Here is a 15,163-nt window from a genome sequence, read left to right as displayed (position 1 = left end):
GGGGGTGGGACATCCTACGGGGCAGCACCCTCCGGTCGACCGGTCGCTGGTTCGACGAGCCGCCCGGGAGCGGTAATCTTGCCGGTGCGGACGAGTCGGTCGGGCGGTCGCGTCGAGGGGCCTCGGTCCCTCGCCGAGGAACGTCCGGGCTCCGAAGGGCAAGGTGGTGGGTAACGCCCACCCGGGGTGACCCGCGGGACAGTGCCACAGAGAACAGACCGCCGCGTCGGAAGGGCTCCGGTCCCGCCCGGTGCGGTAAGGGTGAAACGGTGGTGTAAGAGACCACCAGCGGACCGGGTAACCGGTCCGGCTCGGTAAACCCCACCTGGAGCAAGGTCAGACAGACTGTGTCTGAGGGCTGCCCGCCCGATTCTCCACGGAGAAGCACAGTCGGGTAGACCGCTCGAGCCCTGCGGCGACGCAGGGCCTAGATGGATGACCGTCGCCCGCGCGAGGGCGACCTCGCGCGGGAACAGAACCCGGCGTACAGACCGGCTCGTCCGCCCGCCTCTCCCGGCACGACCGGGAGGACGGCACTCCGTCCTACTCGTGCCGAGGAGCACCATGTCCCACCACGACGCGCACACGCCTCCGCTCGCCTACGTCATCGCCGGATCCGAGGCCACCGGCGGCGCCGGCATCCAGGCCGACCTCAAGACGTTCCAGGAGCTGGGCACGTACGGCGTCGGCACGCTCACGTGCATCGTCTCGTTCGACCCGAAGAACGACTGGGGCCACCGGTTCGTCCCCGTCGACCCGCAGGTGATCGCCGACCAGTTCGAGGCGGCGACGGTCACGCACGAGCCGTCGGTCGTGAAGATCGGCATGCTCGGCACGCCCGCGACGATCGACGTCGTCGCCGAGTCGCTGCGCTCGCGCACGTGGGAGCACGTCGTGCTCGACCCGGTCCTCATCTGCAAGGGCCAGGAGCCCGGTGCCGCCCTCGACACCGACACGGCGCTGCGCGCACAGGTCCTCCCGCTCGCGACCGTCGTCACGCCCAACCTCTTCGAGACGCGCACGCTCGCGGGCGTCGAGTCGATCGAGACGGTCGAGGAGCTCGTCGAGGCGGCGCGCAAGGTCCAGGCGCTCGGCCCGCGCGCCGTCGTCGCGAAGGGGGGCGTCGAGCTGCCCGGCCCGGACGCGGTCGACGTGCTGGTCGACGGCGACGAGGTGCACGTGCTGCGCACGCCGAAGATCGGCGAGGAGCGCGTGAGCGGCGCGGGCTGCACGTTCGCCGCCGCGATCACCGCGGAGCTCGCCAAGGGCGCGTCGGTGCTCGACGCCGCGCGCGTCGCCAAGGACGTCGTCACCGCCTCGATCGAGGACCGCGTGGCGTCGAACGCGCCCTTCGACGCCGTCCGCGTCGGCGCGCGCCGCTGACGGCGACCGGTCCGGTGGGTCGCAGGCCGCGACCCCCTGTCGACCGGTGCTCGACCGACGATCACCCCTCGGACGCCTGCACGTCCCCTGACGGTCAAGGAATACTCTCGTCACCGTGAACGACCTCTCCCCTTCGGAACTGTCCCCGTCGCCGGGTGCTGCCGACGGCCCTGACCGGGCCGCCGCCGACGTCTCCGACGACACCGGGCACGCGGGGCGCGGCCTCGCCCGCCACGACGTGCCCGCCCCGCTGCGCGACGACGTCCGCCTGCTCGGTGGGCTCCTCGGAACCGTGCTCCGCGAGACGGGCGGCCAGGACCTGCTCGACGACGTCGAGCGCCTGCGCGAGCTGTCCATCCGCGCGTACGACGACCCGTCCGGCGCCGTGCTGGCCGAGGCGGAGACGCTCGTCGAGGGCCTCTCCATGGCCCGCGCCGAGCAGGTCGCCCGTGCCTTCACGTGCTACTTCCACCTCGCGAACCTCGCGGAGGAGTACCACCGCGTGCGCGTCCTGCGCGAGCGCGAGGCCGAGTTCGCGACCCGCGCGACGACGCCCGACGACTCCCTCCCGGAGGCGTTCGAGCAGCTCGTCGGCGAGGTGGGCCGTGAGGAGGCGCTGCGTCGTCTCCGCGGCCTCGAGTTCCGCCCGGTGCTCACGGCGCACCCGACCGAGGCCCGCCGTCGTGCGGTGTCGGGCGCGGTGCGCCGCATCGCGACCTTGCTCGACGAGCGGGACGCCCAGCGCCTCGGCGGCACGTCGCTCGCGGAGAACGAGCGCCGCCTGCTCGCCGAGATCGACACGATGTGGCGCACCGCCCCCATCCGCGAGCACAAGCCGTCCGTCCTCGACGAGGTGAAGACGGCGCTCGGCGTGTTCGACGCGACGATGTTCGACACGTTCCCGACCGTCTACCGCCGCCTCGACGACTGGCTGCTGGGTGACGAGGCGGGCCGCGAGGAGCCCCTCGTGCGGCCGTTCGTCAGCCTCGGCACGTGGATCGGCGGCGACCGGGACGGCAACCCGAACGTCACGGCCGAGGTCACGCGCCAGGCCGCCGCGATCGCGGCGGACCACGCGCTCGCCGCGCTCGAGCAGCAGACGCGCCTCGTGGGGCGCAAGCTCACGCTCGACCAGGACGGCACGCCGCCGTCGGACGGGCTGCGCGCCCTGTGGGAGCGGCAGCGCCGGCTCTCGGAGGCCGTGACCGTCGCCGCGTCCGAGGCGTCCCCGCGCGAGCCGCACCGCGCGGTGCTGCTCGTCGTCGCGGACCGCATCGCCGCGACGCGGGCGCGCAACGCCGACCTCGCGTACCCGAACGCCGAGCAGCTCGAGTCCGACCTGCGGGTCGTCCAGGAGTCCCTCGTCGCCGCGGGCGCGCCGCGCGCCGCGTACGGGGACCTCCAGCAGCTTGTCTGGCAGGTGGAGACCTTCGGCTTCCACCTCGCCGAGCTCGAGGTGCGCCAGCACTCCCAGGTCCACGAGGGCGCGCTCGCCGAGATCGCGGAGAAGGGCCTGCGCGGCGACCTGTCCGACCGCACGCGCGAGGTGCTCGACACGTTCCGCGCGCTGGGCGCGGTCCAGCAGCGGTACGGCATCCGTGCCGCACGCCGCTACATCGTGTCGTTCACGCAGAAGCCGGAGCACCTCGCCGCGGTGTACGAGCTCGCGGAGCTCGCGTTCGAGGGCTCCGACGAGGCGCCCGTGGTCGACGCGATCCCGCTGTTCGAGACGTTCGCCGACCTCCGGGCGAGCGTCGACATCCTCGAGTCGATGCTCACGCTGCCCCAGGTGCAGCGCCGGCTCGCCGAGAACGGGCGCCGCGTCGAGGTCATGCTCGGCTACTCGGACTCGTCGAAGGACGTCGGCCCGGTCTCCGCGACGCTCGCCCTCCACGACGCGCAGAGCCGCATCGCGCACTGGGCCGAGCGGCACGACATCACGCTCACGCTGTTCCACGGCCGCGGCGGTGCCCTCGGACGCGGCGGCGGCCCGGCGAACCGCGCCGTGCTCGCCCAGCCCCCGGGCTCGGTGGACGGCCGGTTCAAGCTCACCGAGCAGGGCGAGGTCATCCTCGCGCGCTACGGCGACCCGACGATCGCGTCGCGCCACATCGAGCAGGTCGCCGCGGCGACGCTGCTCGCGTCGGCGCCGTCCACCGAGAAGCGCAACGCCGAGGCGACCGAGCGCTACCGCGACCTCGCGGCCGCGCTCGACGAGTCGTCGCGTCGGCGGTTCCACGACCTCGTGCGGGCGGACGGGTTCCCGCAGTGGTTCTCCCAGGTGACCCCGCTCGAGGAGGTCGGCCTCCTGCCGATCGGCTCCCGGCCGGCACGTCGCGGCCTGTCCGTCTCCTCGCTCGACGACCTGCGGGCCATCCCGTGGGTGTTCTCGTGGTCGCAGGCCCGCATCAACCTCGCCGGGTGGTACGGGCTCGGGACGGCGCTCAAGGAGTTCGGCGACCTCGAGCTGCTCCGCGAGGCGCACCGCGAGTGGCCGCTCTTCGCGACGCTGCTGGACAACGTCGAGATGTCGCTCGCCAAGACGGACGAGCGCATCGCCGAGCGGTACCTCGCGCTCGGGGACCGCGACGACCTCGCGCAGGCGATCCTCGACGAGCTGCGCCTCACGCGCGAGCAGGTCTTGGCGGTGACGGAGAACGCGTGGCCGCTCGCCGGGCGCCGGGTGCTGGGCCGCGCGGTCCAGCTCCGCAGCCCGTACGTCGACGCGCTCTCGCTGCTCCAGGTCCGCGCGCTGCGCGGTCTGCGCTCCGGCGCGGAGGGTCCGGTCAAGGACGAGCTCCAGCACCTCCTGCTGCTCACCGTGAACGGCGTCGCCGCCGGCCTGCAGAACACGGGCTGACGCCCCCACGCTCCCCGTCACGACGGCCGCCACGCCGACCCCGCACGGGGTCCGTGGCGGCCGTCGCCGTCTGGACACCCGTCCAACTGTTGAATGAATCCTCAACGATCGCTCCGGGGAACGATGTGGAGACCGCCCTGGGTAAAGTCTTCGCCAGAGGCCTACCAGCCAGCGGCATCCGTGGGGTACGCTGGCGACGTCCGATCACGCCGGAGCCTTCTCGTCGCCCGATGACGTACGACAGCAGGCATCGACCGATCGACAGCGTCAGGCAGGTGGCGCGTACTCGTCGGGGTGGGCGAGGCAGGGGCAGGACGAAGGGCGGGGCAGTGTTGGTGCAGGAGCTGGAGCGGAGCGACGTCGAGGCGGGAACGGGCGGCATCCGGCTGCTCGAGGAGCCCGAGGCGAGCGTCGTGGACATGTGGGGCGAGATCGACGTCGCCCTCCGCAGCGAGGCGAGCGCCGCGCTCGCGAACGCGCTCGAACGGGACGTCCCCGTGGTGATCGACACGTCCAAGGTGACGTTCATGGACTCCACGGGCATCGCGTTCCTCGTGCAGTTCTACACGATCGGCTCCGAGGAGGGGCTGTCCGTGACGCTGCGCAACCCGCCGACGGTCGTCACCGACGTCCTCGAGATGCTCGGCGTCATCGACATCTTCGGCACGGAGCGGCACGAGGTCACCACGAGCTGACCTCCCGTCGCGGCCCGACGGCGGGGCGGCCACCCGGCGCGCCCGCGCTGGTCAGCGCGCGTCCGCCGCCAGCGACGCCGCGCCCACGATGCCGGCCGCGTTGCGGAGCCGGGCCGGGACGATCGGCGCCCGCAGGTGCAGCAGCGGCAGGAAGTGCTCGTGCTTCTTGCTCACGCCGCCGCCCACGACGATGAGGTCGGGCGAGAACAGGTCCTCCACGACACCGAAGTAGCGCTGGAGCCGCTCGGCCCACTGCGCCCAGTCCAGGTCCTCGCGGTCCCGGGCGGCGTCGGACGCGCGCGTCTCGGCGTCGTACCCGTCGATCTCGAGGTGCCCGAGCTCGGTGTTCGGGAGCAGGTGGCCGTCGACGACGATCGCGCTGCCGATCCCCGTGCCGAGCGTCGCGACGAGCACGGCCCCGTCCGCCTCGCGCGCGGCGCCGTACCGGACCTCGCCGATCCCGGCGGCGTCGGCGTCGTTGACCGCGACGACGTGGCGCCCGGTCTCGCGCGCGACGAGCGCGGGCAGGTCGACGCCGGTCCACGACTGGTCGAGGTTGGCGATGAACCGCACGACGCCGTGCTGGAGCGGCGCGGGGAACGCGACGCCGATCGGCACGTCCGGCGGGAGGTCGTACTCGCCCACGAGCTCGGCGATCACCTCGGCGACGGCCTGCGGCGTCGACGGCTGCGGCGTCGGGATCCGGTGGCGCTCCTGCGCGAACTCGCCGGTGGCGAGGTCGACCGGAGCGCCCTTGATGCCGCTGCCGCCGACGTCGATGCCGAACGCGGTGCGGGGGCGGTCGGTGTGCGCCGGAGGCGCGGCGTGAGAGTCCTGGTGAGCGTTCATGGCAGTGTGAGGATCTCCGCTCCGTCGTCGGTCACCAGCAGCGTGTGCTCGAACTGCGCGGTCCGCGAGGCGTCCGCGGTGACTACCGTCCACCCGTCGTCCCACATCCGCCACTCGGACGTGCCGAGCGTGAGCATGGGCTCGATGGTGAAGACCATCCCGGTCTCGATGACGGTCGCGTGGTCGGGCGCGGCGTCGTAGTGCGGCACGACGAGCCCCGAGTGGAACGCCCGTCCGACGCCGTGCCCCGTGTACTCGCGCACGACCCCGTACCCGAACCGGGCGGCGTAGCGCTCGATGACGCGCCCGACCACGTTGATCTGGCGGCCGGGGGCGACGGCCTTGATGCCGCGGGCGAGGGCCTCGCGCGTGCGCTCGACGAGGAGCGCGGACTCCTCGTCGACCTCGCCGACCGTGAACGTCGCGTTGGTGTCGCCGTGCACGCCACCGACGTACGCCGTGATGTCGACGTTGACGATGTCGCCCTCGACGAGCACGGTCGAGTCGGGGATCCCGTGGCACACGACCTCGTTGAGGGACGTGCACAGCGACTTGGGGAACCCGCGGTAGCCCAGGGTCGACGGGTACGCGCCGTGGTCGAGGAGGAACTCGTGCCCGATGCGGTCGAGCTCGTCGGTCGTCACGCCTGGCGCGACGTGCCGCCCGACCTCCACGAGCGCCTGCGCGGCGACCCGCGACGCGGCGCGGATGCGCTCGATCGTCTCCGTGTCGTTGACCTCGCTCCCGGTGAACGGCCGCGGGCCGGGCCGGCCGACGTACTCGGGACGCTCGATGGACGCCGGCACGGCGCGCGGCGGTCCGACGACCCCGGGCACGAGCGGGCCGCGGCGTCCCGCGGGTGGGGGAGCGACGGCGTCGGGCGAGGTCGGGGACGGCGTGGGGCTCATGACGGCCAGTCTACGAACGTGCGGGGTCGTGGACGGCCGGGCGGGCCGAGATGGGGGAGGATCGGGTCATGAGCACCGGATCACGCTTCACCGACGACGGCGAGCCCGCGGCCGAGGACGAGTACTACTTCGACACCCGCACGGGCGAGGTGCATCGCGGCCCGAGCGGCTCGTGGTCGCACCGCATGGGCCCGTACCCGACCCGCGAGGCCGCGCAGAAGGCGCTGGAGACCGCGCGCGAGCGGTCGGACGCCTGGGACGAGGAAGACCGCCGCGAGCGCGGCGAGTGACCCACGCCCCTCCACCCGGCCCGCGACGCGTCTGGTCGGGCCGCCTCGGCCTGCTCCTCGCCGGGCTCGCCGTCGGCGCGCTGACGTTCCTCGTCGCGCTGCAGGTCCGCGCCGGGCCCGGGGGTGGCCCGACGACGCTCGCCCCCTCGGGCGACGCGGTCGCCTCGGCCCCCGAGCCGGAGCCGACGACCGCCTCGCCGGACCCGGCGGTCACGGAGACCGGGCCGCCGCCCCCGCTCGCGGGCGTCACCGTCGCCGTCGACCCCGGGCACAACGGCGGCAACGGGGCGAACCCCCTCACGGTCAACGCGCCCGTCCCCGACGGGCGGGGCGACACCAAGGCGTGCAACACGGTGGGCGCGTCGACGGACGCGGGCTACGCCGAGCACGCGTTCACCTGGGACGTGGGCAGCCGCCTCGCGGAGGGGCTCACCGAGCTCGGCGCCGTCGTCGTGCTCACACGCCCCGACGACGCGGGCGTGGGGCCGTGCGTCGACGCGCGGGGCCGCTTCCCCCAGGAGAACGACGCGGACGTCCTCGTCTCGATCCACGCCAACGGCACGGAGGACCGGAGCGCGCACGGGTTCTTCGCGATCGTCTCGGACCCGCCCGTCGTCGACGCCCAGGGGGAGCCGAGCGTCGCGCTCGCGCACGAGCTCGTGGCGGCATTGACCGCGGCCGGGTTCGCGCCGTCGTCCTCGGTCGTCGCGGACGACGGCCCGATCCAGCGGCGCGCCGACCTCGCGACCCTCAACCACGCCGAGCGACCCGCGGTCATGCTCGAGCTGGGGGAGATGCGCAACCCCGACGAGGCTGCGGTCATGGAGTCCGAGGAGGGGCGCCAGCGCTACGCCGACGCCCTCGCTGCGGGCCTCACGGCGTGGGTGGCCGACGGCGGCGCGGACGTCGGCTGAGCGCTGCCGTGTCGCCGCCGTCCCGCCGCCCCGTGGCGGGCCCGGAGGTCAGCGCGCGAAGCTGTGCGCGTCGTCGGGGAAGGTCCCGCCGCGCACGTCCGCGGCGTAGTCGGCCGCCGCCTGGCCGAGCGCCGCGCCGATCTCGGCGTACCGCTTGGCGAAGCGGGGTGACCAGTCGGTCATGCCGGCCATGTCCGTCCAGACGAGCACCTGGCCGTCGCACGCGGCGCCCGCGCCGATCCCGATCGTGGGGATGCGCAGGATCTCGGTGATCCGCGCCGCGACCTCGACCGGCACCATCTCGAGCACGACGGCGACGGCGCCCGCCTCGGCCACGGCGAGGGCGTCCTCGCTGAGGCGCTCCGCCGCGTCGTCGCCCCGGCCCTGGACGCGAGGCCCGCCGAGCGCGTTCTCGGACTGGGGCGTGAAGCCGAGGTGGCCCACCACGGGGATGCCGGCGTCGGTCAGCGCGCGGATCTGTGCGGCGATGCGGCGCCCGCCCTCGAGCTTGACGGCGTTCACGCCGGTCTCCTTGAGGAACCGCACGCCCGTGGCGAGCGCCTGCTCCGCGCTCGCCTCGTACGAGCCGAACGGCAGGTCGACGACCGTGAACGCGCGGCGCGCGGCGCGCGCGACGGCGCGGGCCGGGGGGATCAGGTCGTCGACCGTGACGGGGAGCGTCGTCGCGTGCCCGTGCATCGTGTTGCCGATCGAGTCGCCGACCAGCAGCATGTCGATCCCGGCGTCGTCGAAGATGCGCGCGGTCACCGCGTCGTACGCCGTGAGCATCGTGATCTTCTCGCCGCGCGCCTTCGCCTCGGCGAGGTGGTGCACGCGGACGCGGCGCGGTCCCGTGCCCCCGGTCGTGGCGGGCTCGGGGGCGGTGTGAGCAGACATGACGGCCTTTCCTGGGTGCGGGGTACGGGGCGGACGGCGCGCGGGGTGGCCGGCGCCGTCAGTCGATCGGCTCGCGCCAGCGGTTGGTGATGGGCAGGCGGCGGTCGCGGCCGAACGCGAGGGCGGTGACCTTGGGGCCCGGCGGGTACTGCCGGCGCTTCCACTCGGCGCGGTCGACGAGGGTGACCACCTTGTCGACGACCTCGGGGTCGAACCCGCGAGCGAGCAGCTCGGCGCGGCCCTCGGCGTGCTCGATGTAGGCGTCGAGCACCTCGTCGAGGAGGTCGTAGGGCGGCAGCGAGTCCTGGTCGGTCTGGCCCGGGCGCAGCTCCGCCGACGGCGGCTTGGTGATGGACGACTCGGGGATCGGCGGGATCTCGCCCCGGTCGACCGCCTGGTTGTTGCGCCAGCGCGCGAGCTGCCAGACGCGCGACTTGTCGACGTCCTTGAGGGGGGCGAAGCCGCCGATGCTGCCGGCGTCGTAGATCGTCGCGTACCCGGTCGCGAGCTCGGACTTGTTGCCGGGAGCGACGACGAGGTGGCCCTCGCGGTTGGAGATCGCCATGAGGATCACGCCGCGCACCCGCGCCTGGAGGTTCTCCTCCGCGACGCCCTCGAGCGCGAGCTCGCCCTGGAACGCCTCGACCATCGGCGCGATGGGCTGGACGCGGTAGTCGGCGCCGAGCCGCTTGGCGAGGTCCGCGGCGTCGTCCTTGCTGTGGTCGGACGAGTACTGCGACGGCATCGAGACGCCCACGACGTTCTCGCCGCCGATCGCGTCGGCGGCGATCGTCGCGGTGAGGGCGGAGTCGATCCCGCCCGAGACGCCGAGGAGGACGGAGCGGAAGCCGTTCTTGCGGACGTAGCCGGCCAGGCCGGTGACGCAGGCCCGGTACACCTCCTCGTCGGGGTGCAGCTCGGGGGCGCGCGGCCCGCGGGGTGCGCCGTCGGACGGCAGCTCCCACACGAGCAGGTCCTCGACGAACTGGGGCGAGGTCGCGACGACGGCGCCCGCGGCGTCGGTGACGAACGAGCCGCCGTCGAACACGAGGTCGTCCTGGCCGCCCACGAGGTTCACGTACGCGACCGGGGCGCTCACCTCGCGCGCGCGGCGCGCCGCGAGGTCGGTGCGCACGTGGCCCTTGCCCTCCTCGTACGGGGAGCCGTTGAGCACGAGCAGCAGGTCGAGCCCGTTCCCCGCCTCGTCGAGCGTCGCCATCTCGGCGACCGGGCCGCCGTCCTGCCAGATGTCCTCGCAGATCGCGATGCCGACCCGGCGGCCCTCGACCTCGACGACCGTCGTGGTCTCGCCCGGCGCGAAGATGCGGAACTCGTCGAACACGCCGTAGTTGGGCAGGTGGTGCTTGTCGTACGCGGCCTGCACGACGCCCTCGCGCAGCACGACCGCACGGTTCGTCGGGAGGTCCGCCGGCGAGCCCGAGGCCTCGCGCTCCGCCGCGCCCGCGCCGCGCGGCGCTCCGGAGGTCCCGACGGTGCCGAGCACCACGGTGATCCCGCCCAGGCCGTCGGCGGCGAGGCGCGCCGCGATGTCCGCGGCGGCGTCCCACGCCGCGCGGCGGAACGACGCGCGCAGGGCGAGGTCCTCGATCGGGTAGCCGGTGAGGGTCATCTCCGGGAACGCGACGAGATGCGCGCCCGCCGTCGCCGCCTCCCGGGTGCGCTCGAGGACGAGGGCGGCGTTGCCGTCGAGGTCCCCCACGCACGTGTCGACCTGTGCCAGCGCGACGCGCAGATCAGCCATGCCGCCAGCCTAGACGAGCGGGGGGACGCGGCCGGTCCGAGCGGCCGTCCCGACGCGCGACGTCCGCCACACGGCCGTGTCACCCGTTCGTCACACGGATCAGGCAGGATGTACCGCATGGACAGGCAGCAGGAGTTCGTGCTCCGCACGGTCGAGGAGCGCGACATCCGCTTCATCCGACTCTGGTTCACCGACGTGCTCGGCATGCTCAAGTCGGTGGCGATCGCGCCGGCGGAGCTCGAGTCGGCGTTCGCCGAGGGCATCGGGTTCGACGGCAGCTCGATCGAGGGCCTCACGCGCGTGTACGAGGCCGACATGATCGCCAAGCCGGACCCGACGACGTTCCAGGTGCTCCCGTGGCGCGGCGAGCGGCACGGCACCGCGCGCATGTTCTGCGACATCCTCACGCCCGACGGCGAGCCGTCCCTCGCGGACAGCCGCAACGTGCTCAAGCGCGCCCTCGCCAAGGCGAGCGACAAGGGGTTCACGTTCTACACGCACCCCGAGGTCGAGTTCTACCTGTTCAACCAGCCGGCCGACGCCGAGCACGGCCTCGTGCCCGTCGACCAGGGCGGGTACTTCGACCACCTCGCGCGGGGATCGACGCACGACTTCCGCCGCGCCGCGATCACGATGCTCGAGTCCATGGGCATCTCGGTCGAGTTCTCCCACCACGAGGCGGGACCGGGCCAGAACGAGATCGACCTGCGCTACGCGGACGCGCTGACCACGGCAGACAACCTCATGACGTTCCGCACGGTCGTCAAGGAGGTCGCGCTCGAGCAGGGCGTGTTCGCCTCGTTCATGCCCAAGCCGATGGCCGACCAGCCGGGCTCGGGCATGCACACGCACCTGTCGCTCTTCGAGGGCGACCGCAACGCGTTCCACGAGCCGGGTGCCCAGTTCGAGCTGTCCAAGACGGCGCGCCAGTTCATCGCAGGACTGCTGGTGCACGCCGCGGAGATCACGGCGATCACCAACCAGTACGTGAACTCGTACAAGCGCCTGTGGGGCGGCGCCGAGGCGCCGAGCTACGTGTGCTGGGGCCACAACAACCGCTCGGCGCTCGTGCGCGTACCGATGTACAAGCCGGGCAAGGGCAACTCGAGCCGCGTCGAGTACCGCGCGCTCGACTCGGCCACGAACCCGTACCTCGCGTTCGCCGTCATGCTCGCCGCGGGCCTCAAGGGCATCGAGGAGGGCTACGAGCTCCCCGAGGCCACCGAGGACGACGTCTGGGAGCTCACCGACGCCGAGCGCCGCGCCCTGGGCATCAAGCCGCTCCCGCAGTCGCTCGACGAGGCGATCGCGGTCATGGAGAAGTCGGAGCTCGTGGCCGAGACGCTCGGTGAGCACGTCTTCGACTTCGTGCTGCGCAACAAGCGCCAGGAGTGGGACGGCTACCGCGCGCAGGTCACGCCGTTCGAGCTGAAGCGGTTCCTCCAGGTCCTGTGAGCGGGCCCACGACGACGTCCGGTCGGTCCGGCGGCTCCCGCCGGCCGACGCTCACCGGTCGACTCGCGCGCGTCGGCTTCGCCGACATCTCGCGCTCGGCGAGCCTGCTCGCGGACCCGGACCTCGCGCTCCTGCTCGACGGCGGGCGGGGCCCAGGAGCGGACGCTCCGGAGGGCGTGGAGCCGGCGTCCGTCGTCGACGACGAGCTCCTCGCCGCCTTCGGGGCGGCGGCCGACCCCGACCTCGCGCTGCTCCAGGTCGTGCGGCTCGCGGGCGCGCTGCGCCCCGACGTCGAGGCGCGCGGCCCGCTCGCGGACGTCGCGCGGCGCGCCCTGCGGCCCGGCGAGGCGCGCGACCGCCTGCTGGCGGTGCTCGGCGCCTCGGTCGCGCTCGGCGACGACGTCGTGCGCCGGCCCGCGCTGCTCGACGTCGTCGCCGACCCGACCCCGGGGACCGGCGTCGACGTGCGCGCCGTCCGGGCCGAGCTGCTGCGCGCCGTCGGTGCAGACCCCGAGGCCGCCGTTCCGGTCGCCGACCAGCCCGGGCCGGAGCGCGTGGACGCGCTGCGCCGCGCCTACCGCGAGCGGATCCTGCGCATCGCCGCGACGGACCTCACGGTGACCGACCCCCTGACCCGCATGCCCGCGGTCGGGGCGGCGCTCGCGGACCTCGCTGCCGCCGCGCTCGAGGGCGCCCTCGCGATCGCCCGCGCCGAGCTCGACGACCACGGCGCGGGCGTGCGGCTCGCCGTCATCGGGATGGGCAAGTGCGGAGCGCGCGAGCTCAACTACATCTCCGACGTCGACGTCATCTACGTCGTGGAGCCCGCCGAGGGGTACGACGAGGCGTACGCGACCAGCGTGGGTGCGCGGCTCGCGACCGGCCTGGCGCGCGTGTGCTGGGGCACGTCGGGGGAGCCCGCGCTGTGGCAGGTCGACGCCGCGCTGCGCCCCGAGGGCAAGCAGGGCCCGCTCGTGCGCACCCTCGCGAGCCACGTCGCGTACTACGAGCGCTGGGCCAAGACCTGGGAGTTCCAGGCGCTCCTCAAGGCGCGCACGGTCGCGGGGGACCGGGACCTGGGCCGCGCGTACGAGGAGGCGATCGCCCCGTTCGTGTGGTCCGCGGCGGGCCGCGAGAACTTCGTCGAGGACTCGCAGGCGATGCGTCGGCGCGTCGAGGACCACGTGCCCGCGGCGGAGGCCGACCGCCAGCTCAAGCTCGGCAAGGGCGGCCTGCGCGACGTCGAGTTCACCGTCCAGCTCCTCCAGCTCGTGCACGGGCGCGCGGACGAGTCGATCCGCAGCCGCGGGACGCTCACGGCGCTCGCCGAGCTCGCCGCGGCCGGGTACGTGGGCCGCGAGCACGCGGCGCGGCTCGGGGTCTGCTACCGGTTCCTGCGCTCGCTCGAGCACCGCATCCAGCTCTTCCGGCTCCGGCGCACCCACCTCGTGCCGACCGCCGAGGACGAGCTGCGCCGTCTTGCACGGTCGCTCGGGATGCGCGCCGAGGGCGCCGACGGGCTCACCGAGCGGTGGCGGGCGACGCGCCGCGAGGTGCGCGGCCTGCACGAGGAGATCTTCTACCGCCCGCTCCTGCCCGCCGTCGCGCAGCTCTCCCCGGACGAGGTGAGCCTCGCGCCGGAGGCGGCGAAGGCCCGCTTCGCGGCGATCGGCTACCGCGACCCCGCGGGCGCGATGCGCCACGTCACCGCGCTCACCGAGGGCGTGAGCCGGCGCGCGGCGATCCAGCGCCAGCTCCTGCCCGTGATGCTCGGCTGGTTCGCCGAGGGCGCCGACCCCGACGCGGGCCTGCTCGCGTTCCGCACGCTCTCCGAGACGCTCGGCGCGACGCACTGGTACCTCAAGCTGCTGCGCGACTCCGGCTCCGCGGCGCAGCGGCTCGCGCACCTGCTCTCGAACTCGCGCTACATGGCCGACGCGCTCGGCCGGTCGCCCGAGTCGGTCCGCTGGCTCGCGGCGGACGCCGACCTCGCGCCGCGCGGGATCGAACGGCTCACGGCCGAGACCGACGCCATCCTCACGCGCGCCGACGAGGTCGAGCCCGCGACCGTGAGCCTGCGCGCGGTGCGGCGCCGCGAGCTCGCGCGCACCGGTGCCGCCGAGCTGCTGGGCGTCGTCGACGCGGTCGACGCGGCCCGGAGCATCTCCGACGCCGCGGACGTCGTGCTCGCGGGTGCGCTCCGGATCGCGGAGTTCGTCGCGCGCGGCGAGCTCGGGTACGACGCCCAGGACCCCGGATCCGCCCCCGCGCGCCTCCTCGTCGTCGCGATGGGTCGCCTCGGCGGGCGCGAGATGGGCTACGGCTCGGACGCCGACGTGATGTTCGTGCACGACCCGGCGCCGGGCACCGAGGGCGCCGACGCCCAGGCGTACGCGCTCGCCGTGGCGACCCGGCTGCGCCAGCTCCTGTCCGCCGTCGGCCCGGAGCCCGCGCTCCCGGTCGACGCCGACCTGCGGCCCGAGGGTCGCAACGGCCCGCTCGTGCGCTCGCTCGCGTCGTACACCGAGTACTACGAGCGGTGGTCGAGCGTCTGGGAGGCGCAGGCGCTCCTGCGCGCGCGCCCGGTCGCGGGCGACCTCGACGGTCTCGGCGAGGCGTTCACCCGCGTCGTCGACGGCCGGCGCTACCCGCAGGGCGGGCTCGACCTCGCGGAGGTGCGCGAGGTGCGGCGCATCAAGGCGCGCGTCGAGTCCGAGCGGCTCCCGCGCGGCGTCGAGGCGTCGCGCCACCTCAAGCTCGGCCGCGGGGGAGTGTCCGACGTCGAGTGGACCGTCCAGCTCCTCCAGCTCCAGCACGCCCGCGACGTGGCCGGGCTGCGGACGACGTCCACCGTGGACGCGCTCGAGGCCGCCGTGGCCGCGGGTCTCGTCGACGCGGACGACGCCGCGGTGCTCGGCGAGGCGTGGCACCTCGCGTCCCGGCTGCGGAGTGCGCTCGTGCTGTGGTCCGGCCGGACGACCGGGACGACCGTGGACGTCCTGCCGCACGACCGGTTCGCGCTCAACGGTCTCGCGCGCGTGCTCGACCTCCCGGACGTCGACACGGGCGCCGAGCTCGAGGAGCACTTCCTGCGCACCGCGCGCCGCGCCCGGACCGTCATGGAGCGCGTCTTCTACGGCGAGGACTGAC

Annotated in this window: 11 protein-coding genes and 1 other RNA gene; 8 read left to right on the top strand and 4 right to left on the bottom strand. The window is 74.1% G+C overall.

The window, feature by feature from the left end; translation table 11 throughout:
- The first annotated feature begins 91 nt into the window (after positions 1-91).
- The 4 genes from rnpB (at position 92) to FB00_RS16235 (ending at position 4,938) form a co-directional block, all read left to right on the top strand.
- Positions 92-503, top strand: an RNA gene (gene rnpB, locus FB00_RS21270) — RNase P RNA component class A.
- Positions 504-564: 61 nt separating this feature from the next.
- Positions 565-1,383: a bifunctional hydroxymethylpyrimidine kinase/phosphomethylpyrimidine kinase gene (gene thiD, locus FB00_RS16245; RefSeq protein ID WP_047233950.1), complete on the top strand. Its 819-nt coding sequence runs from the start codon at positions 565-567 to the stop codon at positions 1,381-1,383.
- 238 nt (positions 1,384-1,621) lie between these two features.
- Positions 1,622-4,243: a phosphoenolpyruvate carboxylase gene (locus FB00_RS16240; RefSeq protein ID WP_047233970.1), complete on the top strand. Its 2,622-nt coding sequence runs from the start codon at positions 1,622-1,624 to the stop codon at positions 4,241-4,243.
- A 329-nt stretch (positions 4,244-4,572) separates the two neighbouring features.
- A complete protein-coding gene (locus FB00_RS16235; protein ID WP_231581901.1) occupies positions 4,573-4,938 on the top strand; it encodes an STAS domain-containing protein in 366 nt (121 codons plus the stop codon).
- A gap of 51 nt (positions 4,939-4,989) precedes the next feature.
- On the opposite strand, the gene ppgK is transcribed toward FB00_RS16235, so the two are convergent.
- Positions 4,990-5,787, bottom strand: coding sequence for a polyphosphate--glucose phosphotransferase (ppgK, locus tag FB00_RS16230; protein ID WP_047233949.1), 798 nt, complete (start codon positions 5,785-5,787; stop codon positions 4,990-4,992).
- Positions 5,784-6,695 carry a type I methionyl aminopeptidase gene (gene map / locus FB00_RS16225; RefSeq protein ID WP_082141412.1) on the bottom strand — a complete coding sequence of 304 codons (912 nt, stop codon included), beginning with the start codon at positions 6,693-6,695 and terminating at the stop codon, positions 5,784-5,786. Before map ends, ppgK begins: the two co-directional genes overlap by 4 nt.
- A 68-nt stretch (positions 6,696-6,763) precedes the next feature.
- Here map and FB00_RS16220 point away from each other — a divergent pair, with 68 nt between their 5' ends.
- The gene (locus FB00_RS16220; RefSeq protein ID WP_047233948.1) at positions 6,764-6,985 is read left to right on the top strand and encodes a hypothetical protein; all 222 of its coding nucleotides are present in this window, start codon (positions 6,764-6,766) and stop codon (positions 6,983-6,985) included.
- Positions 6,982-7,899: an N-acetylmuramoyl-L-alanine amidase gene (locus tag FB00_RS16215; RefSeq protein ID WP_052877733.1), complete on the top strand. Its 918-nt coding sequence runs from the start codon at positions 6,982-6,984 to the stop codon at positions 7,897-7,899. Before FB00_RS16220 ends, FB00_RS16215 begins: the two co-directional genes overlap by 4 nt.
- A 48-nt stretch (positions 7,900-7,947) precedes the next feature.
- Here the strand turns inward: FB00_RS16215 and panB are convergent, their stop codons facing one another.
- Both panB and FB00_RS16205 read right to left on the bottom strand, forming a co-directional pair.
- The gene (gene panB / locus FB00_RS16210; protein WP_047233947.1) at positions 7,948-8,796 is read right to left on the bottom strand and encodes a 3-methyl-2-oxobutanoate hydroxymethyltransferase; all 849 of its coding nucleotides are present in this window, start codon (positions 8,794-8,796) and stop codon (positions 7,948-7,950) included.
- Positions 8,797-8,854: 58 nt separating this feature from the next.
- Positions 8,855-10,558 (bottom strand): NAD+ synthase, encoded by a 1,704-nt coding sequence (locus FB00_RS16205; RefSeq protein ID WP_047233946.1) that lies wholly within the window; start codon positions 10,556-10,558, stop codon positions 8,855-8,857.
- A gap of 117 nt (positions 10,559-10,675) precedes the next feature.
- On the opposite strand from FB00_RS16205, the gene glnA reads away from it, so the two are divergent.
- The gene (gene glnA, locus FB00_RS16200) at positions 10,676-12,013 is read left to right on the top strand and encodes a type I glutamate--ammonia ligase (RefSeq protein WP_047233945.1); all 1,338 of its coding nucleotides are present in this window, start codon (positions 10,676-10,678) and stop codon (positions 12,011-12,013) included.
- On the top strand, positions 12,010-15,162 hold the full coding sequence (locus FB00_RS16195; RefSeq protein ID WP_047233944.1) for a bifunctional [glutamine synthetase] adenylyltransferase/[glutamine synthetase]-adenylyl-L-tyrosine phosphorylase: 3,153 nt from the start codon (positions 12,010-12,012) through the stop codon (positions 15,160-15,162). The genes glnA and FB00_RS16195 overlap by 4 nt, the downstream gene beginning before the upstream one ends.
- Position 15,163 lies beyond the last annotated feature (1 nt).

Origin of the sequence: Cellulosimicrobium funkei (genome assembly GCF_001019615.1) — a bacterium.
GTDB classification, from domain to species: domain Bacteria; phylum Actinomycetota; class Actinomycetes; order Actinomycetales; family Cellulomonadaceae; genus Cellulosimicrobium; species Cellulosimicrobium cellulans_E.
Note: the sequence above shows the minus strand (reverse complement) of the source record. Positions and strands in the feature narration are given on the sequence as shown.

Excerpts from the sequence above, each read along its gene's own strand:
- thiD (WP_047233950.1), top strand. The coding sequence starts at position 565 with ATGTCCCACCACGACGCGCACACGCCTCCGCTCGCCTACGTCATCGCC.
- FB00_RS16220 (WP_047233948.1), top strand. The coding sequence starts at position 6,764 with ATGAGCACCGGATCACGCTTCACCGACGACGGCGAGCCCGCGGCCGAG.
- FB00_RS16205 (WP_047233946.1), bottom strand. The coding sequence starts at position 10,558 with ATGGCTGATCTGCGCGTCGCGCTGGCACAGGTCGACACGTGCGTGGGG.
- ppgK (WP_047233949.1), bottom strand. The coding sequence starts at position 5,787 with ATGAACGCTCACCAGGACTCTCACGCCGCGCCTCCGGCGCACACCGAC.
- glnA (WP_047233945.1), top strand. The coding sequence starts at position 10,676 with ATGGACAGGCAGCAGGAGTTCGTGCTCCGCACGGTCGAGGAGCGCGAC.
- panB (WP_047233947.1), bottom strand. The coding sequence starts at position 8,796 with ATGTCTGCTCACACCGCCCCCGAGCCCGCCACGACCGGGGGCACGGGA.
- map (WP_082141412.1), bottom strand. The coding sequence starts at position 6,695 with ATGAGCCCCACGCCGTCCCCGACCTCGCCCGACGCCGTCGCTCCCCCA.